21 protein-coding genes are annotated in these 22623 nt (G+C 70.7%); 10 read left to right on the plus strand and 11 right to left on the minus strand.

Annotation, left to right across the window (positions count from 1 at the left end; all coding sequences use genetic code 11):
* Positions 1-59: 59 nt before the first annotated feature.
* Positions 60-1556 (minus strand): aldehyde dehydrogenase family protein, encoded by a 1497-nt coding sequence (locus tag AC3X7R_RS02105; RefSeq protein WP_489963895.1) that lies wholly within the window; start codon positions 1554-1556, stop codon positions 60-62.
* A 211-nt stretch (positions 1557-1767) separates the two neighbouring features.
* Between AC3X7R_RS02105 and AC3X7R_RS02110 the strand changes: the two genes are divergently transcribed.
* From AC3X7R_RS02110 to fdxA, 3 genes are read left to right on the plus strand one after another with little or no spacing between them, the layout of a single operon-like run.
* On the plus strand, positions 1768-3723 hold the full coding sequence (locus AC3X7R_RS02110; protein ID WP_489963896.1) for a 2-oxoacid:acceptor oxidoreductase subunit alpha: 1956 nt from the start codon (positions 1768-1770) through the stop codon (positions 3721-3723).
* On the plus strand, positions 3720-4835 hold the full coding sequence (locus tag AC3X7R_RS02115; RefSeq protein WP_489963897.1) for a 2-oxoacid:ferredoxin oxidoreductase subunit beta: 1116 nt from the start codon (positions 3720-3722) through the stop codon (positions 4833-4835). The genes AC3X7R_RS02110 and AC3X7R_RS02115 overlap by 4 nt, the downstream gene beginning before the upstream one ends.
* Positions 4832-5155, plus strand: a complete 324-nt coding sequence (fdxA, locus tag AC3X7R_RS02120; RefSeq protein WP_489963898.1) for a ferredoxin — start codon at positions 4832-4834, stop codon at positions 5153-5155. Before AC3X7R_RS02115 ends, fdxA begins: the two co-directional genes overlap by 4 nt.
* Before the next feature lie 79 nt (positions 5156-5234).
* Here fdxA and npdG read toward each other — a convergent pair whose 3' ends face one another.
* From npdG to AC3X7R_RS02135, 3 genes are all read right to left on the minus strand, one after another.
* Positions 5235-5903 carry an NADPH-dependent F420 reductase gene (npdG, locus tag AC3X7R_RS02125; protein ID WP_489963899.1) on the minus strand — a complete coding sequence of 223 codons (669 nt, stop codon included), beginning with the start codon at positions 5901-5903 and terminating at the stop codon, positions 5235-5237.
* Positions 5904-5992: 89 nt separating this feature from the next.
* Positions 5993-7300, minus strand: coding sequence for an MFS transporter (locus tag AC3X7R_RS02130; RefSeq protein ID WP_489963900.1), 1308 nt, complete (start codon positions 7298-7300; stop codon positions 5993-5995).
* Between the two features lie 4 nt (positions 7301-7304).
* On the minus strand, positions 7305-7928 hold the full coding sequence (locus AC3X7R_RS02135; protein WP_489963901.1) for a PaaI family thioesterase: 624 nt from the start codon (positions 7926-7928) through the stop codon (positions 7305-7307).
* A 72-nt stretch (positions 7929-8000) separates the two neighbouring features.
* Between AC3X7R_RS02135 and AC3X7R_RS02140 the strand changes: the two genes are divergently transcribed.
* Positions 8001-8501, plus strand: a complete 501-nt coding sequence (locus AC3X7R_RS02140) for a thioesterase family protein (RefSeq protein ID WP_489963902.1) — start codon at positions 8001-8003, stop codon at positions 8499-8501.
* Positions 8502-8578: 77 nt separating this feature from the next.
* Here the strand turns inward: AC3X7R_RS02140 and dctP (AC3X7R_RS02145) are convergent, their stop codons facing one another.
* The 4 genes from dctP (AC3X7R_RS02145) to AC3X7R_RS02160 all read right to left on the minus strand — a co-directional run bounded on the left by dctP (AC3X7R_RS02145) (position 8579) and on the right by AC3X7R_RS02160 (position 12507).
* Positions 8579-9811 (minus strand): TRAP transporter substrate-binding protein DctP, encoded by a 1233-nt coding sequence (gene dctP, locus AC3X7R_RS02145; protein ID WP_489963903.1) that lies wholly within the window; start codon positions 9809-9811, stop codon positions 8579-8581.
* 104 nt (positions 9812-9915) lie between these two features.
* Positions 9916-11136: an ABC transporter substrate-binding protein gene (locus tag AC3X7R_RS02150; RefSeq protein ID WP_489963904.1), complete on the minus strand. Its 1221-nt coding sequence runs from the start codon at positions 11134-11136 to the stop codon at positions 9916-9918.
* A 24-nt stretch (positions 11137-11160) separates the two neighbouring features.
* Positions 11161-11715 (minus strand): carboxymuconolactone decarboxylase family protein, encoded by a 555-nt coding sequence (locus AC3X7R_RS02155; RefSeq protein WP_489963905.1) that lies wholly within the window; start codon positions 11713-11715, stop codon positions 11161-11163.
* Between the two features lie 42 nt (positions 11716-11757).
* Positions 11758-12507 carry a hypothetical protein gene (locus tag AC3X7R_RS02160; RefSeq protein WP_489963906.1) on the minus strand — a complete coding sequence of 250 codons (750 nt, stop codon included), beginning with the start codon at positions 12505-12507 and terminating at the stop codon, positions 11758-11760.
* A gap of 158 nt (positions 12508-12665) precedes the next feature.
* On the opposite strand from AC3X7R_RS02160, the gene dctP (AC3X7R_RS02165) reads away from it, so the two are divergent.
* Entirely contained in the window at positions 12666-13967 is a 1302-nt protein-coding gene (gene dctP, locus AC3X7R_RS02165) for a TRAP transporter substrate-binding protein DctP (protein ID WP_489963907.1), read from the plus strand.
* 51 nt (positions 13968-14018) lie between these two features.
* Here dctP (AC3X7R_RS02165) and AC3X7R_RS02170 read toward each other — a convergent pair whose 3' ends face one another.
* The 3 genes from AC3X7R_RS02170 to AC3X7R_RS02180 all read right to left on the minus strand — a co-directional run bounded on the left by AC3X7R_RS02170 (position 14019) and on the right by AC3X7R_RS02180 (position 17410).
* A complete protein-coding gene (locus AC3X7R_RS02170; RefSeq protein ID WP_489963908.1) occupies positions 14019-14525 on the minus strand; it encodes a nuclear transport factor 2 family protein in 507 nt (168 codons plus the stop codon).
* Between the two features lie 79 nt (positions 14526-14604).
* Positions 14605-16587 (minus strand): oxidoreductase, encoded by a 1983-nt coding sequence (locus AC3X7R_RS02175; protein WP_489963909.1) that lies wholly within the window; start codon positions 16585-16587, stop codon positions 14605-14607.
* A 70-nt stretch (positions 16588-16657) separates the two neighbouring features.
* The gene (locus AC3X7R_RS02180; RefSeq protein WP_489963910.1) at positions 16658-17410 is read right to left on the minus strand and encodes a hypothetical protein; all 753 of its coding nucleotides are present in this window, start codon (positions 17408-17410) and stop codon (positions 16658-16660) included.
* A 222-nt stretch (positions 17411-17632) separates the two neighbouring features.
* Here AC3X7R_RS02180 and AC3X7R_RS02185 point away from each other — a divergent pair, with 222 nt between their 5' ends.
* The 5 genes from AC3X7R_RS02185 to AC3X7R_RS02205 all read left to right on the plus strand — a co-directional run bounded on the left by AC3X7R_RS02185 (position 17633) and on the right by AC3X7R_RS02205 (position 22586).
* Positions 17633-18475 (plus strand): ABC transporter ATP-binding protein, encoded by an 843-nt coding sequence (locus AC3X7R_RS02185; RefSeq protein WP_489963911.1) that lies wholly within the window; start codon positions 17633-17635, stop codon positions 18473-18475.
* A gap of 1 nt (position 18476) precedes the next feature.
* Entirely contained in the window at positions 18477-19376 is a 900-nt protein-coding gene (locus tag AC3X7R_RS02190) for a branched-chain amino acid ABC transporter permease (RefSeq protein WP_489963912.1), read from the plus strand.
* Positions 19369-20517: a branched-chain amino acid ABC transporter permease gene (locus AC3X7R_RS02195; protein WP_489963913.1), complete on the plus strand. Its 1149-nt coding sequence runs from the start codon at positions 19369-19371 to the stop codon at positions 20515-20517. Before AC3X7R_RS02190 ends, AC3X7R_RS02195 begins: the two co-directional genes overlap by 8 nt.
* Positions 20518-20580: 63 nt before the next feature.
* A complete protein-coding gene (locus AC3X7R_RS02200; protein ID WP_489963914.1) occupies positions 20581-21807 on the plus strand; it encodes an ABC transporter substrate-binding protein in 1227 nt (408 codons plus the stop codon).
* A gap of 35 nt (positions 21808-21842) precedes the next feature.
* A complete protein-coding gene (locus AC3X7R_RS02205) occupies positions 21843-22586 on the plus strand; it encodes an ABC transporter ATP-binding protein (protein WP_489963915.1) in 744 nt (247 codons plus the stop codon).
* The last annotated feature ends 37 nt before the right edge of the window (positions 22587-22623 follow it).

Below are 22623 nucleotides of genomic sequence, written 5' to 3' on the forward strand. Positions count from 1 at the left end.
CCCCTCGGCCGCGGGACGGTCACTGCTCGACTGTGGGACCGGTGCCGACCCGGTGGGGCTCAGGTGCCCGGGGGGCGGGTGATGCCGGCCAGCGCGTACTGGATGTGCTTGACCTCGAAGAACTCCGCGTAGCCGTCCTCGCCGAGCTCGCGCCCGACGCCGCTGCGGCCGGGGCCGCCCCACGGGGCGTCGGGACGCATCCCGGAGCCGCCGTTGACGGTGACCGTGCCGGCGCGCACCCGGCGGGCCACGGCGATGGCCTCGTCGAGCTGACCGAAGACGTTGCTCGCCAGCCCGTAGCGGCTGTGGTTGGCCAGCTCGACGGCGTGGTCGACGTCGCGGTAGCCGAAGATCATCCCGATCGGGGCGAAGAACTCGGTGTCGGCCAGCGGGTCGTCGGGGTCGACGTCGCGCAGCAGGCCGGGACGCAGGTAGTGGCCGGCCTCCAGCCCCTCGGGGCGGCCGCCTCCGGCGCCCCAGCTGGCGCCGCGCTCGAGCAGCTCGGCGACCCAGCCCTCGACCTTCTCGCGCTGGACGGCGGAGATGACGGGGCCGACGACGCTGTCCTCCTCGAGCGGGTCGCCCACCTTGACCCCGGCGATGAACTCGTCGGCGAGCCGGCAGAACTCGTCCACCTTCTCCTCCGGCACCAGGACCCGGCTCCACGCCGCGCAGCCCTGACCCGCGTTGCGGGCGAACCGCAGGATCGAGGCGCCGACGGTGGCCGGGAGGTCGGCGCTGGGCAGGATGATGTTGGGGCTCTTGCCGCCGAGCTCGAGCACCGCCTTGCTCAGCGAGCCGAGCGCGCCCTGCGACATCACCCGGGCGCCGACGGCGTCGGAGCCGGTGAACGACACCATGTCGACGTCCTGGTGGCTGGTCAGGTGGATGCCGATCTCGGGACCACCGGTGACCAGGTTGACCACGCCGGGCGGCAGGCCGACCTCGTCGAGCAGCTCGAAGATGCGCAGGGTGCTCAGGATCCCCTGCGGGGAGGGCAGGACCACGCTGGTGCAGCCCGCCGCGAGCGCGCCGCCGAGCTTCCAGACCAGCAGGTTGAGCGGGTAGTTGAAGGCCGGCAGGCAGGCGATCACGCCGACCGGCTCGTAGTGCAGCAGGCTGCCCGACGGCACCGGGTTGTCGTAGTGCGGGAGCGCCTGCTCGTAGCCGCCGCGGGGGCCCTTGACCGCCATCTGGGCATACCAGCGCAGCACGTCGATGGGCCCGCCGACCTGCATCGTCCGGCAGGCGGCGACGGGGGTGCCGATCTCGGTGGCGATGAGCCGGGAGAGCGGCTCGAGCTCGCGCTCGAGGATGTCGGCGAAGCGGTTGATGGCGTCGGCCCGCATCTGCGGGGTCCAGTCACGCCACTCGGAGCGGTCGAAGGCGCGGCGGGCCGAGGCGATCGCCTCGTCGACCTGCCCGGTCGAGCTGGTGACGGTCTCACCCAGGGGCTGCTCGGTCGAGGGACTCACCGAGACGAAGGACTCGCCCGAGGCGCCATCGACCCACGCCGAGTCGATGTAGGTGCTGGCGGTGCGCTTCTCCACTGTCATCAGTCTCCTCACCATCGGCGGGCACGTCGGAGGGCGACGGCCGGTGCTGACGGGATCATAGCAATCATATGCATGATTGGAAAGGGTGCTGCCGCCTGAGCGGGAGCCGGGGCTCCTGTCACAGCACTTGACGTACGGCCGCTATTCCGTAGGATTGATTATCACTATTAGGGCACGTTTCGTCGCCCGACCCCACGAGCATGGGAGCACCATGACAGTCGCACCCGAGAAGCCGGTCGAGCAGGTCGAACGCGTGGTCATCCGCTTCGCCGGAGACTCCGGCGACGGCATGCAGCTCACCGGTGACCGGTTCACCCAGGAGACCGCGGCGTTCGGCAACGACCTGTCGACCCTGCCCAGCTTCCCCGCCGAGATCCGCGCCCCCCAGGGCACGATCCCCGGCGTCTCGTCGTTCCAGCTGCACTTCGCCAGCCGCGACATCCTCACCCCGGGAGACCGACCCGACGTGCTCGTGGCGATGAACCCGGCGGCGTTGAAGGCCAACATCGCCGACGTGCGCCCCGGCGCGGTGATCATCGTCGACACCCACGACTTCACCGCCCGCAACCTCACCAAGGCCGGCTACACCCAGAGCCCCCTCGACGACGGCTCCCTGGACGACTTCCAGCTCCACGCCCTGGACCTGACCGGGATGACGGTCGAGGCGGTCAAGGAGTTCGGCCTCTCCCGCAAGGACGCCGCCCGGTCGAAGAACATGTACTCCCTCGGGCTCCTTTCGTGGATGTACGGCAGGCCCGTGCAGGGCACGCTCGACTACGTCTCGACCAAGTTCGCCTCCAAGCCGGCCGTCCGGGACGCCAACATCGCCGCCTTCAAGGCCGGCTACCACTTCGGTGAGACCACCGAGTCGTTCGCCGTCTCCTACGAGGTGAAGCCGGCGAAGACCGCCGCCGGGCGCTACCGCAACATCACCGGCAACACCGCACTCTCCTACGGGCTGGTGACCGCCGGACGCCTCAGCGACCTCCCGGTCTTCCTGGGCGCCTACCCGATCACCCCGGCCTCCGACATCCTCCACGAGCTGAGCCGGCACAAGGCGTTCGGCGTCACCACGTTCCAGGCCGAGGACGAGATCGCCGGCATCGGCGCCGCCATCGGGGCGTCGTACGCCGGCCACCTGGGCGTCACCACCACCTCGGGTCCGGGCGTCTCGCTGAAGTCCGAGGCGATGGGCCTGGCCGTGATGCTGGAGCTCCCGCTCGTCGTCGTCGACGTGCAGCGCGGCGGCCCCTCCACGGGTCTGCCCACCAAGACCGAGCAGGCCGACCTGCTGCAGGCGATGTTCGGCCGCAACGGCGAGTCGCCGCTGCCGATCGTGGCGGCCCAGTCGCCGGCCGACTGTTTCGACGCCGCGATCGAGGCGTGCCGGATCGCGATCACCTACCGCACCCCGGTGATCCTGCTCTCCGACGGCTACCTGGCCAACGGCTCGGAGCCGTGGCGGCTCCCGGACGTGGCCTCCCTGGCGAAGATCGACCCCGGCTTCGCCACCGGGCCCAACCACACCTCGGTCGGCAAGGACGCCAAGACCGGCGAGCAGAGCGAGGTGGCCGACTTCTGGCCCTACCTGCGCGACGAGGAGACCTTGGCCCGCCCGTGGGCGCCGCCGGGCACCGCGGGTCTCGAGCACCGCATCGGCGGGCTGGAGAAGGCCGACGGCCACGGCAACATCTCCTACGACCCGGCCAACCACGACCACATGGTCCGCACCCGCCAGGCCAAGATCGACGGCATCGCCCGGTCGATCCCCGACCTCGAGGTCGACGACCCGTCGGGCCGGGCCCGGCTGCTGGTGATCGGCTGGGGCTCGACCTACGGCCCGATCGGCGCCGGCGTCCGCCGGGTGCGCGAGCGCGGCCTCGACGTCGCCCAGGCGCACCTGCGCCACGTGAACCCGTTCCCGCGCAACCTCGGCGAGATCCTGGCCCGCTACGACAAGGTCGTGGTCCCGGAGATGAACCTGGGTCAGCTGTCGCTGCTGCTGCGCGGCGAGTTCCTGGTGGACGCCGAGTCGCGCACCAACGTGCGCGGCATGCCGTTCGGCGCCGAGGAGATGGAGGGCATCCTGCTGGAGTCCCTCGCCCAGCTCGGCGTCGTGCCGCCCGCCCCCACCGACGACCACCAGGCCGAGGAGGCACTGCGATGACCGCCACCCCCACCACGACCGACCTGCCGTTCCCCCGCTCCGGCACCGCCGGGGTCCCGGTGATCGCCGAGGGCGAGAAGCAGACCGGCAAGGAGTTCACCTCCGACCAGGAGGTCCGCTGGTGCCCCGGCTGCGGCGACTACGCCGTCCTCAAGGCCGTCCAGTCCTTCCTCCCCGACCTCGGACTGCGCCGCGAGAACATCGTCTTCGTCTCCGGCATCGGCTGCTCCAGCCGCTTCCCCTACTACCTCGACACCTACGGGATGCACTCCATCCACGGCCGCGCCCCCTCCATCGCCACCGGCATCGCCACCGCCCGCGAAGACCTCTCCGTCTGGGTCGTCACCGGCGACGGCGACGCCCTCTCCATCGGCGGCAACCACCTCATCCACGCCCTCCGCCGCAACGTCAACATGACGATCCTGCTCTTCAACAACCGCATCTACGGCCTCACCAAGGGCCAGTACTCCCCCACCAGCGAGACCGGCAAGGTCACCAAGTCCACCCCCATGGGCTCCGTCGACCACCCCTTCAACCCCGTCTCCCTCGCCCTGGGCGCCGAAGCCACCTTCGTGGCCCGCACCATCGACTCCGACCGCAAGCACCTCACCTCCGTGCTCGCCGCCGCCGCCGCCCACCGCGGCACCTCCCTGGTCGAGATCTACCAGAACTGCCCCATCTTCAACGACGGCGCCTTCGACGCCATCAAGAACCCCGACACCAAGCAAGACGCCATCATCCCCCTCGTCCACGGCGAACAGATCCGCTTCGGCCCCCACGACGACAACGGCCACGGCACCAAGGTCCTCATCCGCGACGAGGTCACCGGCGGCGTCCGCGCCGCCCTCGCCACCGACGTCCCCGACGACGCCGTCCTGGTCCACGACGCCCACAACCCCGACCCGACGCTGGCCTTCGCCATCAGCCGCCTCACCGACTCCGGCTACCTCAACCAGTCCCCCATCGGCATCTTCCGCGCCGTCGACCGCCCCACCTACGACGACCAGGCCCGCGAGCAGCTCGCGGTCGTCGGCGGCTCCGGCGGCGAGGCGGACCTGCAGGCGCTGATCGACGGACAAGACACCTGGACCGTGGAAGGAGAAGCCCGATGACCTACGTGATCGCGCAGCCCTGCGTGGACGTCAAGGACCGTTCCTGCGTCGACGAGTGCCCGGTCGACTGCATCTACGAGGGCAAGCGGATGCTCTACATCCAGCCCGACGAGTGCGTCGACTGCGGCGCCTGCGAGCCGGTCTGCCCGGCCGAGGCGATCTTCTACGAGGACGACACCCCGGAGGAGTGGAAGGAGTACTACGACGTCAACGTCGGGTTCTTCGCCGAGATCGGCTCCCCCGGCGGCGCGACCAAGACCGACGTGAGCGACCGCGACCACCCGACCATCGCTGCCCTGCCGCCCCAGAACCAGGAGTGACGCAGTTCCAGCGGAATCGACAGCAGGCCTGCTCCGGGAGATCCCCGAGCAGGCCTGCTGTCTCTTTCGGTCGCGAGGGTCAGACGTCGGTGACGCGCACCCCGGCGTGCGCCTTGTAGCGCCGGTTGATGCTGATCAGGTTGGCGGTCAGCGCCTCGACCTGGTGGGCGTTGCGGCGGCGGCCGGCATAGACGCCGCGCATCCCGGGGACCGCGTCGGCGAGCGCCTGCACCAGGTCGGTCGCGTCGCGGTCGTCGCCGAGCACCAGCACGTCGGTCTCGATCGTCCGGACCTCCGGGTCCTCCAGCAGCACCGCGCTGACGTTGTGGAACGCCCCGACCACGGTCGACTCGGTGAGGATCGCCGCGGCCTGCTCGGTCGCGGAGCCCTCCTCGACGGGGAGCGCGTAGGCGCCCTGCTTGTCGAAGCCGAGCGGGTTGACGCAGTCCACCACGATCTTGCCGGCCAGCTGCGGCTTGAGCTCCTGGAGCAGCTCGGCGTGGCCGTCCCACGGGACGACGACCAGCACCAGGTCGCCGGCCGCGGCGGCGTCGGCGTTGGCGGCTCCGGTGACGTTGCCACCCGTCGCCTCCGCGAGGTCGGCGGCGGCCTGCTCGGCCTTCTCCGCCGCGCGGCTCCCGACCACGACGGTCAGGCCGGCGGTCGCGAAGCGCCGGGCGAGCCCGCGCCCCTGCGGTCCGGTGCCGCCGAGGATGGCGATCGTGCGGGTGGTCAGTTCGGTGTTCAAGGCACTCTCCTGGTCTGAGGGATCTATGAACATAGTATCCGTGATGACCGGGGTGCCCGTCCGTGTCCGCCTCCGCCGGAACCTGCCGCTCAGGCGCGGGTGGCGCGCGCGTCGGGCACCAGCCGGGACGCCGCCACCAGCGGCAGCACGGCCAGCAGGAGAAGGGCGCCGGCGAAGCCCAGGGGGCCGCTGAGCCCGCCGACCATGGCCGAGCCCACGCTGCCCCCGGTGAGGAAGAGCAGCATCGCGATCCCGAGGGCCACGCCGCGCACCTCGTCGTCCACAGAGTCGCCCACGGCGCGGAGCAGCGCCGGCTGCCCGACGGCGAAGCAGGCCGTGATGGTGACCAGCGACACCGCCAGCAGGAGGGGGGAGGGCATGGCGGCGCCGCCGGCGGCCAGCACGAGACTGGCCGAGGCTCCCACGCTCGCGATGACCAGGCACCCGGCCGCACCGCGTCGCTCCAGCAGGTAGCCGGAGAGGCGCGGGGTGAACAGGCCGGTCAAGGCGCCGGGCACGAGCAGGAGGCCGACCTGCCACGGCTCCCACCCCTCCGCGGCCAGCACGGTGGGGGCACTGACGAGCAGGGCGAACCAGCCCGCGGGTAGGGCGGCCGCCGCCACGGCGCTGCGGATCACGGTCCCGTTGCGCACCACGGCGAGCGGCAGGAAGCCCAGGGGCGCTCGCCGCACCCACAGCGCCAGCGCGGGCACCCCGACGAGCAGCAGCGAGCCGCCGACCACCGCGAGGACCGGGTCGGTGGAGGGCGACTGGACCAGCAGCACCAGCCCCGCCGCGGCGAGGGTGACCAGCAACGCGCCCATCAGGTCGACCGGCTGCCACCGCCCCTCGGCGTGCAGAGCGTGCCAGATGAGTGGCAGCACCAGCACTGCCAGGACCGGGACGGCCATCACGGCACGCCAGCCGAGGGTCGCCTCCACGGCGCCGCCGATCAGGGGGCCGAGGCCGCCCACCACCGCGGCCGCACCGGCCATCCGCCCGAGCGCCCGGCTGCGCACCGCGCCGGCGTAGCGGGCGGTCAGGGCCGCCACCCCGACGGTCGGGACCGCGGCCGCCCCGGTGCCCTGCAGCACCCTGCCGATGAGGTGGAGCTCGTACGTCGGGGCGAGGGCGGCCACCAGGGCACCGACCGTCATCAGCCCGACCCCGGTGGCCAAGGGCCCCCTGACTCCGACGAGGTCCGAGACACGGCCGTAGACGGCCGTCGCGACCCCGAGCGCCAGCACGTAGAGGCTGATCGTCCACACAGTGGTCGTGACCTCGATGCCGAGGTCCCGCGCCATCGGCGCGAGCGCCACGGCGGCCGACGAGGACCCCATGCTGCCGATGCCGAAGAGGGCCCCGACGGCGACGGCCACGCGCTTGGAGTCGTCCATCGGCTCAGTGCGCCTCGGGCTTCGGGAACGCGACGAACAGGCCGGTCGCCGTCACGCACCGGTCGCCGTCGAGGGTGATCTCGCCGGTGGTGACGATCTTGCGCCCCTCGCGGCGTTCCTGCCGCGCCGTCACGGTCAGCTCGGCGAAGAGGGGGCTGGGGCGCAGGTAGCGCAGCTCGAGACGCCCGGTCATCCCGATCTCGCCGGACCACGAGTTCGCCAGCGCCAGCACGTGGTCCAGCACCATCGCCAGCACCCCGCCGTGGACGAGTCCCGGCGGGCCCTGGTGCGCGAGCCCGAACCGCACGGTGCCGCGCACCGAGCCGTCGCTGAGCCCGGTGACCTCGACCGGGGGTGCGTACGGGTTGTGGGCACCCGAGACCGGGTCGTGGAGGCTGTACCTCTCCTGGCGCTCCAGCCCGTCGACGACCTCGTCCGCCGTGAGGGAGCGGGGCTCCAGCCGGTCGGCCAGGCGCTCCAGCTCCTCGGCCACGGAGACCAGCTGCGGTTCCGCGGAGAACGTGTGGCGGATCAGCACGTCGGCAAACCGCCGCGCCGCGGTGATCGCTCGCTCGGCCGCCGGGTCGCTCGGGCTGGGCGCGATGAGCCGGGGCTCCTCCCATGTCATCGCAACACCGTATCCCACCAATCGGTCGGTAGGCTGCGTCTCCATTCCATCGACAAACAGGAGAGGTGCGCCATGGAGCCCATCCCGAGCATCGAGCAGGTCGAGCAGCTCCAGGAGGCGATGGCCCGCGAGGTCGGGGCCGACTGGATCGACGAGAACGGGCACATGAACATCCTGTTCTTCCTTGACCTGAACTCGCGTGGCGCCGACTTCCTGCAGCGTCGCGCCGGGATCGACGACGACTACCGCACCGTGCGTCGCCTGGGGACGTTCACCGTGGAGCACCACATCCGCTATTACTCCGAGCTCAGGCTCGGCGAGGAGCTGGCCGTGCACCCTCGGCTGGTGGCGCTGAGCGACAAGGCGATGCACCTGCTCGTCTTCTGCGTCGACCGCACCAATCGGCGCCTGGCGAACACCTTGGAGGTCACCTTCGTCCACGTCGACCTGGAGAGCCGTCGGGCGACCGCGTTCCCCGACGACGTCCACTCCGGCCTCCACGCGATCCTGGCCGAGCACACGGCCCTGGAGTGGCCGGCGCCGGTGTGCGGAGCGATGGGCATCCGCCGCTGACGGCCCGCCCGTCCCCTGCGGCATCGTCGGTCCCTGCCGGCGGCGGCCAGCCCTGATCGGGCTGACCGCCGACGGCCTCAAGCGGGCCTGCGCTCGTTCAGGACGTCGACGAACAGCCGCTCGATGAACGGCTCGAACGCGTCCCGCCCCTCCTCCTCGTACCAGTCGACGAAGTCGGTCGGGCTCATCGACTCGTCGAAGCCCAGGTCCTCGGTGAGGACCTGGTGCCACTTCGCGGAGGCAGACTCCACGTCGTCCACGAAGGCCTCGGCGTCATCGATCCCCTCGACCCCGTCCCTCGTCTCCTGCAAGATGGTCGCGTTGGTCTCCTGCAGGGCCTCGCGGGCGTCCTCGGCCATCGGCTGGATGCCGCCGCCGCCCTTCTCGGTCGCCTTGACCATCTCGACGTAGCTCTCCAGTGTGGCGCCCATCTGGTGCTTGAAGAAGACGTCCAGCCGGTCGTGCAGCAGCTGGCGGGCGACCAGCGGCAGGGACTCCCACACGTCCTGGTTGATGACCAGGCTGCCCGTCCCCGCGGCGAAGCCTGCCTCCGGGTCGATGGTGACGTGCGGCGTCAGCTCGAAGATGCCGCTGAGGACACCGACGAGCGGGCTGGCGATGGTGCAGTCGATCACTCCGCGCTGCAGGCCCTCGAACATCTCGGTGAAGTCCAGGCTCACCGACTCCATGCCGAGGCCGGCGAACTGCTTGGTCTGCATCCGGGCGCCGGCACGGGCGGCGGCTCCGTCGAAGTCCTCCATCGAGGTGCGGGGCTGGGTGCAGAGCAGCCCCTCGCCGCCTCCCGGGTAGAGCGGGATCAGCGGGTGCGCCCCCTTGCCGTTCAGCTCTTCGGAGATCTCGTCGGTGGCGAAGCCGACCTCGACGAGCATCCCGAGCAGCTGGAGCGTCCCGACCATCGGTGTCTGGCTGGCATGGAACGACAGGTCGATCAGTGCGTTCGTCGCCGGGTAGTTGTCGGGGTCGTACGTCGGAGCCGAGGCCGCCATGTCGAGGCGCCCGTCCTCGATGGCGTCGCCGATCTCGGGCGGCGGTGCCACCACGTTGGCGTAGTTGACGTCGAACTGGATCTTGCCGTCGGACCACTCGGTCACCGACTCGAAGTACTCCTCGAAGAACGAGCTGACGAGGGAGCCCTGGGCGCCACTCGTCTGCCCGGAGATCACCACCTCGTCGACATCGGCGAAGGCCTCCTGGTACTCGTCCATCGAGGCGCCGAACTCAACGCCGCTGCCCGCGTCCGAGGCGCCGCCATCCTCTCCCCCGCAGGCTCCGAGGGCCAGCAAGGCCACGGCCGTCCCCACGGCGGCCGCCCTCGTCCTGCCCGACCGCACGGAAATCACTCTGATCGACATCACTCGTCCTCCTCGTTGCACTACTTGGTCGGGGGTGGTGCCTACTGGAGCTCGACGTTCTTCGCCGCGTCGCTGGTGAACCAGTCCTGGACCAGCTCCATCCCGTCGGCGTCCTTGACCGCGCCACAGATCCGCCCCTCCCGATAGGGGGTGCGCTCGTTGAGGGTCGCGCCGTAGGCGATCGGCGGTGTGACGCCGCCGGTGCCGACAGTGGTGCGGCCGGCACTGGCCACGATGCCCTCCCGGGAGAGGTCGCCGTCCTCGGCAGCCTGCCGCAGGATGGCCTCGAGGATCATCCCGGAGAGCCAGCCGTTGATGTACGAGCCATGGGGCGGGACCTCCCCGAGGGCCGTCTTGAACTCCTCGATCCCCTCCCCCTCGTCGTCCCAGAGCGGGTAGGAGCACGAGGTGAGCAGCTTCTCCTCCAGCGTCGGGCCGACGGGAAGGTCGAGCAGCGAGCCGGTGTAGCCGGAGCCCGGGTTGAGCAGCTGCACGTCGTAGTCGAGGGAGGCGACCGCGCCGGCCGCTGCGATGAGGGCACCGGGCGAGACTCCGAGGAGCACGTGGTCCGCTCCGGCCCGGCGCATGGCCGTCACCTGGGCGGTCAGGTCCTGGGCGGTGGCATCGACCGTGGTCTCGGCCACCAGCTTCGCGCCCGTCGCCTGCGCGACGGCCTGGACCCCGCGCTCGATGCCCTCCCCCATGGCGTCCGCCTGGTAGATGGCGCCGATCTTGGCCTCCGGGTCCTTCTCCAGCACGTGACTCAGGAGCAGGGCCGTGTCGACCTCGTAGGCGTTCATCACCGAGAACGAGTTGGGCTCGGGGTACGGCCCCTTGATGCCGAGGAGGAGGACGCTCTCGTCCGAGGTGAACGAGCGGACGGCGTCCGTGGTGGGGGTGCCGTGGCTCCACACCGCCGCGACGTCTCCGCCGTCACTCTGGTAGGCCTGCACGGCCTTCTGGGGGTCGTACTGGGTGTCCGCGACGATGAGCTCGACCGCCCGCCCGTCGATCCCTCCCCCGGCGTTCAGCTTCTCGATGTAGGCGTCGAGCCCGGCCTGGATCGGCTTGCCGCCGGAGGCGGCTGGTCCGGAGAGGTCATTGAGGGCCAGGACGTTGATCGCGTCGTCGCTTACGCCCGGCCCCGTCCTCACGCCCGCACCGTCGTCCCCACCCCCCGACTCGGGGGCGGCCGTGCAGGCACTCGTGGTCAGCGCCAGGGAGGCGAGGGCCGCCCCCAGCATGCATCGCGTGGGGGTCATGTCTCTCCTCGTGGCTCTAGATGTCTAGATGAAGGTGACGGGGGCTTGACGCCAGGGGGCGAGCGTCGCGTCGGGATCGCCGTACTCCGCGGGCAGGTCCTCGGTCATGGCCAGGGCGGAGTCCATCCGGCCGTAGCCGACGAACGACCCGACCAGCAGGCACAGCTCCATCACCTCGGGGGAGGTGAAGTGCTCGTGCAGGCGGGCGAAGGTCGAGTCGTCCACCCGCAGGTGGTCGGTCGCCATCAGGTCGGCGTAGGCCAGGGCGGCGCGCTCGGCCTCGGTGAGGTCCTCGGCCTCCTCGGGCTTCTCCAGCGAGCAGACGAGGTCCTCGTCGATGCCGCCGGTGGAGTAGCGGATCGCCATGCAGCTGCGGCACTGGTTGTGGAAGGCGACCCGCAGCCGCACCAGCTCCACCAGGCGACCGGGGAGGATCCCCTTCGTGCGGATGGCGGTCATCCAGGCGATGTAGTCGGCGGTCAGGTGAGAGGCCTGGGCATAGATCTGTCGTCGCAGGGAGGCGTCCGCGCCGAAGAGGGGCTCGTAGACGTCGGCCGCGGCCGGGGGTACTCGAGACATGGGGCTCTCCTTCGATCGATCAGTTCTGGGGGCTGGGCGGCTTCATCGCTTGTCGTGACCTGCGCGCTCGAGGACGTGGTACGCGAGAACCCCGCCGGGCGCGAAGCCCGTCTCGACGAAGAGCCGACGCACCTCGTCGCCACCGAAGAACTCCTCGCCCCACTCCTGGTGGTCGAAGTAGAGCTCGAGGTAGGCCAGGCGCGGCGACTCCGTGGTCCGAGAGGTGATGCCCTGGCGCGGCTCGCGCGCATCGTCGTACTCGGACTCCGAGAGGACCCGGTTGCTGACCATGAGCCGCGCTCCGTAGGCGTCTGCCAAGAGCCCTTGGAGCGCCGTCTCGACCTTCTCCACCTCGGCCGTCGCCGCCGTGCGGTCGCTGCCGTCCGGCACGTCGAGGACCACCACGTACTTGTCGCTCGAGAGCTGGCCGGACCGTCGGTCGAGCCACACCGACTCCCTGACCTGGAAGCCGCGCAGGTCGCGGCAGAAGTTCTGGTGGTCGGCGCTGAGGAAGTCGATCACCTCGGCGGGGAAGCCCTTGCTCCCTCCGGGTCGGGTCCGCATCGTGGCGAAGCGCCACAGGTCTGGCGCCTGCCGGAAACCGCCGGTGAGGTCCCACTGCCCGAGCGCGAGGTTGGTGTGGTACGCCACCATGTCGTCCATCCGGCGCACCTCTCTCAGCGCCCAGGGACTGTGGACCTCGAGGTAGTGGCGCTCGCTCTGCTCGCGCGGGATCAGGCCACTGGGCTGGAACTGGATCAGGCTCTTCCGCCACGGCTCAGCTTGGGGCACGACCCTGCTCCTCTGCTGACGTGTGACCTGGACCACAGAGTCAATCGACCAATCGGATGGTTGTCAACGGGCGTCCGGCGCCCCCGAGACGCTCCTTGACAGCCCTCACGGCCCCCTACACAGTGACCAAACAGTTGGTTGATACCAGGAGGCTCCCCATGGTTGCTGCACGGCCGTTCCGCACCCCCCATCCGCTGCGAGGAGCCGGTGCCCTGGCGCTCGCCGCCGTCCTCGCCCTCTCCGGCTGCGGGGGAGGCTCCAACGACACCGACGGGGGCGACGACTCGTCCGGCGTCGCCTTCGGCGCCTCGCAGGCCGACTACGAGGCCGCCTTCGCCGAGATGGACCCCGTCACCCTCTCCACCCAGACCAGCGGAGCCCCCGGGTCCGCGGTGGCCTCGTACTTCGAGGAGTACGGCGCAGTCCTGGACGAGTGGTCGGGGGGCAAGCTGACCCTGGACATCAACTACGCGGACGCGGTCGCACCGGCCACCGAGGTGGACGACGCCGTCGCCGACGGCCGGTTGGACCTCGGCGCGTCGGCTCCCACCTACGGGCCGGACAGGTACCCCGCGACGAACGCGCTCATCGACCTGACGTTCGGCGTCAGCCAGACCCCCGTGGTCGGCACCCTGCAGATGCTCGGCATGATCGCGGAGACGTCCTCCACCCCCGAGGTCCGCTCCGAGCTGAGCAGTCAGGGCGTCCATCCCCTGATCCCGCTGTACTCGGCCGGCACGGACGGCCTGGCCTGCACCGAGCCTCGCTCGTCCTTGGCGGACTTCAACGGCAAGGGCGTCCGGGTCGGCGCGCGCATGCAGCTCCCCCAGTTCGAGGGCCTGGGGATGTCGACGGTCAGCATCGCCTTCCCCGAGATGTTCGAGTCCCTGCAGCGTGGCGTCATCGACTGCACCCCGGCCAGCCCCCTGGTCGGCAGCATGACCGGCATCTTCGAGCTGGCACCTCACCTCACCATCGACCCCGCGGCCGGCCTCACAGCCGCGAGCTCGGGGAGCTACATCGCCAACGAGCAGGTGTGGGACGACCTGCCCACGGTCGCCAAGCAGCTGATGCACGATCGCCTCGACGTCTTCCTCAAGCACCTGATCAAGGCGACCCTCGACAGCTACGCCGAGATGGTGGAGCAGGTGGGCGAGAGCGGCGGCCAGATCACCCCCTTCGACGCCGACGCCCGCGCGGCGCTCCAGGAGACCAACGAGGGCATCCTCGCCGAAGCCCGCAAGGAGCTGGCGGGGATCGAGGACCCGGCCGCCTTCGTCGACGGCCAGGTGGCGTCCACGAAGCGCTGGCACGAGATCGTCACCGAGGAGCTCGGCTTCGACGAGGAGATGACCCCCGAGGAGTTCGTCACCTGGCATGCCGAGCAGGACCTCGAGGTCTACGACGGCTTCGTCGAGCGGCTCTTCGAGGACGTGCTCAACGAGCAGCGCGCGAAGTAGCCCTGACCGGGGGCGCGAGCAGGCCGGCTCGCGCCCCCGACCGAAGGGACGTCACTCCTGGCGCCGCCCGGGGGTCACGACGGCGGGGTTCCCGGAGGTCCAGGTGCGGATCAGCTGGCGGTGCTCGATGCGCCAGCCCTCCGGGACGTGCCTGAGCGCGTCCACGTAGGTGCCGGCGACGATGAAGGTCTCACCTCCGGGGGTCCCCCGCTTCAGGTGCTGGGCCTGGAAGTAGCAGGTGGCCCGGGCCTGGTCGCCCTCGACCGTGGCCCGGAAGGTCGAGACCAGGTGCTGACTGGCGTCCAGCGGGGTGAGCACCTCGCGGACCAGCTCCTTGATCGCCTCGAGCCCCTGCCGTCGTGGCCGTCCCTGGTAGTCGATCACGGCGTCCGGCAGGAAGCAGAGATCCAGGTCGTCCCACTGCCGCTGGTCGATCGCCCACGCATAGGTCGTGGCCACGTTCGCGATCTCGTGGCTGGCCCACATGGTTCGCAGGGCACGCTCGGGGTCGAAGGGCTCACTCTCCGGGCCGGGCGTCGGGTGGGAGGTGCCGCTCATGCGTCGGCGCTCGCGGGGCTGCTCGGCTGGAACTCCACGAACCTCTTGCCGGGCTCCCCTGGCTCCCCCTGCCGGGCCGTCACAGCCGCGTCGCCAAGGCGTAGGCCTGACGGGTCGCGAAGGAGATCCGCCGGGGCGCGTAGGCGTCCCCTAGGACGTGCACCTCGGCGCCCGACTCCGCGAGCTCGTCGTACAGGGCCGAGTCGGCGTCGCCGCCGCAGGCGAGCACGACGCTGTCGAAGCCGGAGTACGACTGCTCGAGGCCGCTGTAGGAGTTCCGGGTCACGACCCGGTCGCCGTCGATCTCGGTGACCCGCTCCATCACCTTGACCTCGGCTCCCCCCGCCGAGAGCCTGGCCAGCGACGCCCCGACCGAGTACTTCCCGACCAGGGGCGCGATGCTCGGGGTCTGGTAGAAGATCGTGACCTCCCGCCCCTCGTCGACCAGGTGGCCGGCGATCGTCAACGGCTGCATGTGGTCCTCGACGGCGACGACCGCCACCCGCTGACCGACCTGCGCGTCGCCGAGGAGGACGTCCCTGCCCTCCAGCACGTGGGCAGCGTCGAACCCCGGCAGGTCGGGACGCCGGGGCCGGGCCCCGGTGGCCACCACGACGACGTCGGCGCCCTCAGCCCGGACGTCGTCGGCGGTGGCCTCCCGGCCCAGCTCCACCGTGACCCCGGCGGCGGCGAGACGCCGTTGCTGGAAGGCGACGAAGGCGCCGTACGCGGCGTTCTCGGGGACCTGCCCCGCCGCCCGCAGCTGGCCGCCCAGCTCGGCGGCGCGCTCCCAGAGGGAGACCCGGTGGCCACGTTCGGCGAGGAGCGCCGCGGTCTCCATCCCGGCCGGCCCTCCGCCGACCACCAGCATGGTGCGCGGAGTCTCGACGGTGGGCAGCGGGCCCTCGACCTCGTGGCCGGTGGAGGGGTTGACGCTGCAGGAGAACGGGAGCGCGTCGACGATCGTCCGGTGCAGGCAGTCGTTGGTGCCGATGCAAGGTCGTACGGCGTCGAACTCGCCGGCCCGCGTCTTGGAGACGAACCGCGACTCGGCGAACATCGCGCGCGCCAGGCCGACCACGTCCGCCTTCCCCTCGGCCACCACCGCGGCCGCCGCCTGCGGCGTGGAGACCCGGCCGGTGTAGATCACGGGCAACCCGATGGCGCCCTTGATCTCCGCGGCCAGGTCGGCCCAGCCGGCCACCGGGTAGTGGTGGGGCTGGAGATAGCTCGGCGCGCCCCAGTTGTTGCCCATCACGCAGTGGACGTAGTCGACGTGGCCGGTCGCCTCCAGCATCTGCGCGATCTCGATCCCGCCGGCGAGGTCGTAGCCGCCCTCGAAGAGCTCGTCCATGTTCATCCGGACGCCGACCGCCATCCCCTCGCCGAGCACGGAGCGGATCCCGGCGAGGATCTCCCGGATGAACCGGCTGCGTCCCTCGAGGTCGCCGCCGTACTCGTCGGTCCGCTTGTTGGTGGCGGGCGAGAGGAAGAGGTGCAGCAGGTCCTCGTGGTTGGCGTGCAGCTCGATCACGTCCAGGCCGGCGGCGACCGACTCGGCGGCCGAGAAGGTGTACTCCTCGACGAACCAGGCGATCTCCGAGCGGGTCAGGACGTGCGGGACCACGTTGTTGTAGTAGTTGGCCAGCACCCCCGAGGGCGAGTGGGGGGTCGCGCCCTGGGCGATGAACTGGATCCCGGCGTGGGCCCCGCCCTCGTGCACCGCGTCCACGTACAGGCTGGCGCGCTCGCGGAAGTGCGGCATCCGGAAGACGCCCGTGATGACGGCGCCCACTCCCGTCGGGTCGAAGCCCGGGATGACCTGGCTGTTGTCGATGAACCCGTTGAGCCCGCAGACCAGCCCGACGCCGTCGGCCGCGCGACTCCCCCAGTAGGCCGCCCCGCGGCGCGCCGCCCGCTCCGAGGCCCAGAGGTTGCCGACCGAGAGCCCGTGCGGCGGCATCATGAAGCGGCTCCGCAGCCGCAGCGGTCCGATGTCGATCGGCTCGAACATGTGGGCCACGGAGGGCACGGGGTCGATCGTGTGGGACGGCACGCTCATGCGTGTCCACCTTTCTGGTCGCCGTGGGAGGTCCCCACGAGGTCGGGAGGAGCGGATCGGGACGAGCGGGTCAGCGCTTGTCGTGCCCGGCGCGCTCGAGCACGTGGTAGGCCGCAGACGACTTCGGCGCGAAGGGCGAGTCGCGCACCGCGCTCTGCACGTCGGCGCGCGCGAAGAACTCTCCGCCCCACTCCTCGTGGTCGAAGTACAGCTCCAGGTAGGAGATCCGGGTGGAGTCGTCGGCGACGCGCGAGGTGATCAGCTGGCCCGGCTCGCGGAGGGCGTCGTACTCGCTCTCCTGGAGCACCCGGTTGACCAGCAGCATCCGGGCGCCGTAGGCGTCGGCGAAGAGCTCGCCCAGACGCGCCTCCACCGACTCGGCCGCCGCCAGCGCGTCGCCCGCTCCGAGGCCGTCGGGCCGGTCGAGCACGACGACGTACTTGTCACTGGTCAGCTGCCCCGAGCGACGGTCCACCAGCACCGACTCCTCGACCGCGAAGCCTCGCAGGTGACTGAGGAAGTTCTGGTGGTCCCGGCTGAGGAACTCGAGCACAGCGGGAGGAAAGCCGCCGCGCCCTCCCGGTCGGCTCCGCATCGTGGCGAAGCGCCACTGGTCGGGCACCTGGTGGAAGCCGCCCAGCAGATCCCACTGCCCCAGCATGAGGTTGGTGTGGTAGCTGACCATGTCGTCCATCGCCCGGATCTCGCGGAGCGCCCAGGGACTGTGGACCTGGAGGTAGTGGGCCTCGCACTGCTCCAGCGGCGCCAGGGCGCTCGGCTGGAAGGCAAGGATCCGCTTGTTCCACTGCTGTACGTCCGGCATGGCTCTCCTCGGTGACGTCGCTGGCTCCGGGCTCCGGTCCACATGCGTGGGCCGACTGTGCCGCCAGTGAACCGACCAAACGGATGGTTGTCAACGGCGTCACCTGGTGGTTAACTGACCAACCGGATGGTGGTCTCTTGCGTGACTCACATCACACTGCATATGATACGCATCAATAGCCCTGATGAGGGGCGACGACCAATGAGGGTGAGGCGCTGACCCATGACCGTCCGTCCCGCTGAGTCGGAGGACTCCGACACCCGGGCACACGCACGCCCGACTGACGTCGTGCTCGACGTGCAGGGCGTGACTCTGCGCTACGGCAGCGTCACGGCGCTGCAGGACGTGAGCTTCACCGTCCGCAGCAACGAGGTCGTCGCGCTCGTCGGCCCCAACGGCGCCGGCAAGACCTCGATGTTCAACTGCGTCAGCGCGTTCTCCCGGCCCACCGAGGGCTCCCTGCGCTACCGCGACATGGACCTCACGAAGTCCAAGAGGCACACGATCGCGGCTGCAGGCGTGGGCCGCATGTTCCAGAACCTGTCGCTCTTCCCGAGTGCCACCGTGATGGAGAACGCGCTCGTGGGCCGGCACCCCCTGATGCGCTCCTCCATCGCCGCCAACCTGCTGCTGTGGCGGCGATCGCGTCGCGAGGACGTCGAGCACCGTCAGGCCGTCGGCGAGGTCCTGCACCTCCTCGACCTCTTCGAGCTGCGCAACACCCCGGTCGGCGACCTGCCCTACGGCACCCGCAAGCGGGTGGAGCTGGCCCGGGCCCTCGCCTCCGACCCGACGCTCCTGCTGATGGACGAGCCGGTTGCCGGCATGAACCCCACCGAGACCGCGGAGCTGACGCAGATCCTCGCCCGGATCCGGCGCGAGCGCGAGCTCTCCATCCTCGTGGTCGAGCACGACATGGCGATGGTGATGGAGGTCGCGGACTGGATCACGGTCCTGGACTTCGGCCACGTCATCGCCCAGGGCCGCCCCGAAGACATCCAGAAGGACGCGCGCGTGCGCGCCGCCTACCTCGGCAACTCTGCCCCCGCGACGACGGAGAACTGACGTGCAAGAGCTCCTCCAGCTGATCGTGAGCGGGGCCTCCCTCGGCTGTGTCTACGCCCTGGTCGCCCTCGGCTTCGTCCTGATCTACAAGTCCACCGGCCACATCAACTTCGCCCAGGGCGACGTGATGGCGATGGGCGCCTTCCTCGTCTACTGGTTCGGGCCAGGACGCTTCGGCATCAACTTCATCACCGCGGTGCTGCTCGCCATCATCGGGACCGCCGTCTTCATGGTCCTGGTCGAGCGCATCGTCGTCCGACGGCTCGCCCAGTACTCCCACGAGGCGGTGCTGATGGGCACGCTCGGGCTGGGCATCCTGATCCGGGCCGTGCTGGCCGCCGCCTTCGGCACCGACAAGCTGGGCATCGGCGACCCGTGGGGCTCCAGCAGCGTCACCGTCGCGGGAGTCGCCCTCACCACCTCCAGCATCTTCGCCATCTGCACCACCGGGCTCATCGTGGGCGTGATGGCCATCTGGTTCCGTCGCAGCCGGACGGGCATCTCCATCACCGCCATGTCCCAGGACCAGGTCGCGGCGGCCGCCCTAGGCGTCAACACCCGGCGGATGACGATCGCGGTGTGGGCCACGGCCGGAGCACTGGCCGTGCTGGCCGGCGTCTTTCTCGCCGGCTACCCGCGGGCCATCGACCCGCACATGGGGCTCATCGCCCTCGCCGCCTTCCCCGGCGCGGTCCTCGGCGGCTTCGACTCCATCAACGGCGCGGTCGTCGGCGGCGTGCTCATCGGCATCATCCAGACCCTGGTGGCCGGCTACGAGGCACCGTTCGCCGGCGTCATCGGCCAGAACTTCCACGTCATCGTGCCGTGGCTGGTCCTGGTGCTGGTCCTTCTCGTCCGCCCCCAGGGACTCTTCGGAACGAAACGAGTGATCCGTGCCTGAGACGACGTCCGAGCTGCCGCCCCGCACCGACGCCCCGGTGAGCGCCGCACCCGGCCTGCCATCCTCCGAGCTGCGGGCCCAGGTGAACCTCCTGGGCACCCGGATGACCCGACTCGCCGCGCTGCTGACGGTGGTGCTCGCCGTCGCGCTGCTGGCCTCCGGCGACGCCAAGATGCTCTCGGTCGTCAACTTCGGCCTGATCGCGGCGATCGCCGCCATCGGCCTCAACCTGGCCATGGGGACCACGGGCATCCTGTCGCTCGGGCACGGCGTCTTCGTCGGGTTCGGAGCCTTCACCGCGGCGGTGGCGGCCGACCACGGCCTGCCCTACCCGGTGGCCGCGATCCTGGCCATGCTCGTCGCCTCGATCGCCAGCCTCTCCATCGGACCCCTGGCGCTGCGCCTCTCCGGCCTCTACCTGGCCGTGGGCACGATCGGCATCGCCTACGTCGGCGAGCACCTCTTCGTGAACCTGCGCTCGCTCACCGGCGGCGGCGCCGGCCGCATGGTGGAGTCGCCGACCCTCTTCGGCACCCGGCTCTCGGAGTCCGCGGGGCTCGCCGGTCGCCTGGTCACCGGCGACATGAAGTGGTTCGTGCTGCTGAGCCTCGTCACCCTGGTCGTCGGCGCCTGCGTGGCCTCGCTCGGCCGGCTGCGCTGGGGCCGCGCCTTCCGGGCGGTCCGCGACAACGAGAACTCGGCAGCGGCCGCAGGGATCGCGGCCAACCAGGTCCGGGTCGTCGCCTTCGCGCTCTCCGCGGCCCTCGGCGGTCTCTCCGGTGCCCTGCTCGCCGGCTACCTGCGCTACCTCAACCCCGAGACCTTCGGCCTCGAGCAGTCCATCCAGTACATCGCGATGATCATCGTCGGCGGGCTGGGCTCGGTGAGCGGCGCCGTCATCGGCGGGCTGCTCATCATCGCGCTGCCGACGGTGCTCAACGAGGTGAGCTCCGCGCTGGGCCTGGTGGAGCAGGCCAGCGGGACCTCGAGCAGCTTCAACACCGGCACCCTGGCCCTCATCGCCTACGGCCTGATCATCGTCGTGGTCATGGCTGTCGCGCCGAACGGCATCGCCGGGGGCCTCTCCCAGCTCGGACGACGACTCGGCGGGCGTCGCGCACAGCAGGGCAAGCAGCACTAGCCGCTTGTCACCACACCGACGCCGACGCCGACGACATCGGGAACATCCTGAAGGGAAACAAAGATGCGACACACACGCACTCGATTCGCCGCCGGCCTGCTGGCCGTCAGCCTCGCCGGCGCAGCCGGCTGCACCGCCGCTCCCAGCGAGGACGGCGACGGGGACGGCGGGCTCAAGACGGGCCCCGGCGTCACCGACGACACCATCAGGATCCTCTCGCTGACCGACCTCTCCGGTCCCGGGGCTGCGGGCGGCAAGCCCGTGCAGACGGGCCTCGACGCCTACGTCGACCAGCTCAACGCGGACGGCGGCATCGACGGGCGGAAGATCGAGCTGGAGACCGCGGACACCCAGTACGACCCGCAGAAGGCCGTGCAGTTCTACCAGGGCGCCCGCGACGACATCGCCGCCGTCGTCTCCTACGGCACCCCCACCACGGACGCGATCCGGTCGTTCAGCCTGGACGACGACCTGCTCGCACTCGCGTTCAAGGGCCCCTTCCCCGAGGAGAACAGCGTCGCCCAGGGCACGGCGTTCGAGGTGGACACGGCCAACCTGCTCACCCACGTCTACGAGGAGAGCCCCGACGCCAAGGTGGGAGCCATCTACCAGGCCGACGCCGTCGGTGACGGGGTCAAGCGCGGCGTCGAGGCGGTGCTCGCCGAGACCGGCAACAAGCTCGTCGCCGAGGCCAGCGCCGACGCCACCAGCCAGGACCTCACCGCGCAGATCTCCTCGATGCGCAAGGCCGGTGCCGACCACGTGGTCATGGGCCTCGCGCCCGGCACGACCATCGCGGCTGTCGGTGCCGTCTCCGCACTCGGCTACGACGCCACCCTGCTCTCGCCCGGCACGGCCTACGGCAAGGCGCTGCTCGACCTGCCGGTGGGTCCGACCATGGAGGAGCAGATGGTCATCACCTGCTCCTACCCGCAGTGGGACCAGGACTCCGAGGGCAACAAGGCCTTCCAGGCCGCGCTGGGCTCGGACGTCGAGCCGAACGCCACCATCGTGCTCGGCTGGATCGCCGGTCGGATGCTCCACGAGTTCCTCGAGACCGCGATCGAGGACGGCGACGTGACCCCTGCCGGCATCATCAGCGCCGCTCAGAAGAGCACCGTCCAGACCGACGGGCTCACCCCGGACATGACCTTCGGCGAGGACATCAACGAGCGCACCCCGTTCCGCGAGTCGCAGGTCTGCACCGTCAGCGATGACGGCGACGACGGCGTCACCGTGGTCCGGGAGTGGTTCGAGAGCCAGGCCGCCACCGACGTCGAGCTGCAGTGACCCCGTGATCCGCCTGAAGCGCAGGAGCTGACGACATGCTCGAGGTCAACGACCTGACCGTGGCCTACCCCGGAGGGGCAGTCGCCCTCGACGGGGTGGGACTCACGGCGGAGACCGGCAAGGTCACCACCGTGCTGGGCGCCAACGGCGCCGGCAAGACCACCCTGCTGCGGGCGCTGGGCGGGCTCCTCCCCCAGTACCGCGCGACGGTGCGCAGCGGGACGATCCTCTTCGAGGGCCAGCGCGTGGAGACGCGCGCCCCGTGGGACCTGGTCCGCCTGGGCGTCGCCCAGGTGCTGGAGGGGCGGCACATCTTCACCGACCTCACCGTCCACGACAACCTCGTGGTGGGCGGTCAGGGGCTCGGCAAGCAGGAGCTCGCCGCGGCCGTCGAGCGGGTCTACGCGCAGTTCCCCGTCCTGGCGGACAAGGCCGGCATGAGCGCGGGCTACCTGTCGGGCGGGGAGCAGCAGATGCTCGCGATCAGCCGTGCGACGCTCAAGCTGCCCAAGCTGCTGATCCTCGACGAGCCCAGCCTGGGCCTCTCGCCGCTGATGATGACCCGGATCGCCGAGGTCGTCAGCGACATCGCAGCCCAGGGGGTCACGGTGCTCCTCGTGGAGCAGAACGCCTCGCTCGCCCTGTCGATCAGCAGCCACGCGATCGTGCTGGCCACCGGTCGCGTGGTGGAGAGCTGTCCTGCGGAGGAGCTGCTCGACGAGGAGCGTCTCTCGGCGGCCTACCTGGGCGGCCAGCCGGTCGTCGCCGGCGTGGAGTGACCGCTCCTCCCCCTTCCTCCTCACCTACCGATCGGAG

This window comes from Nocardioides sp. Z22_16, assembly GCF_058134365.1.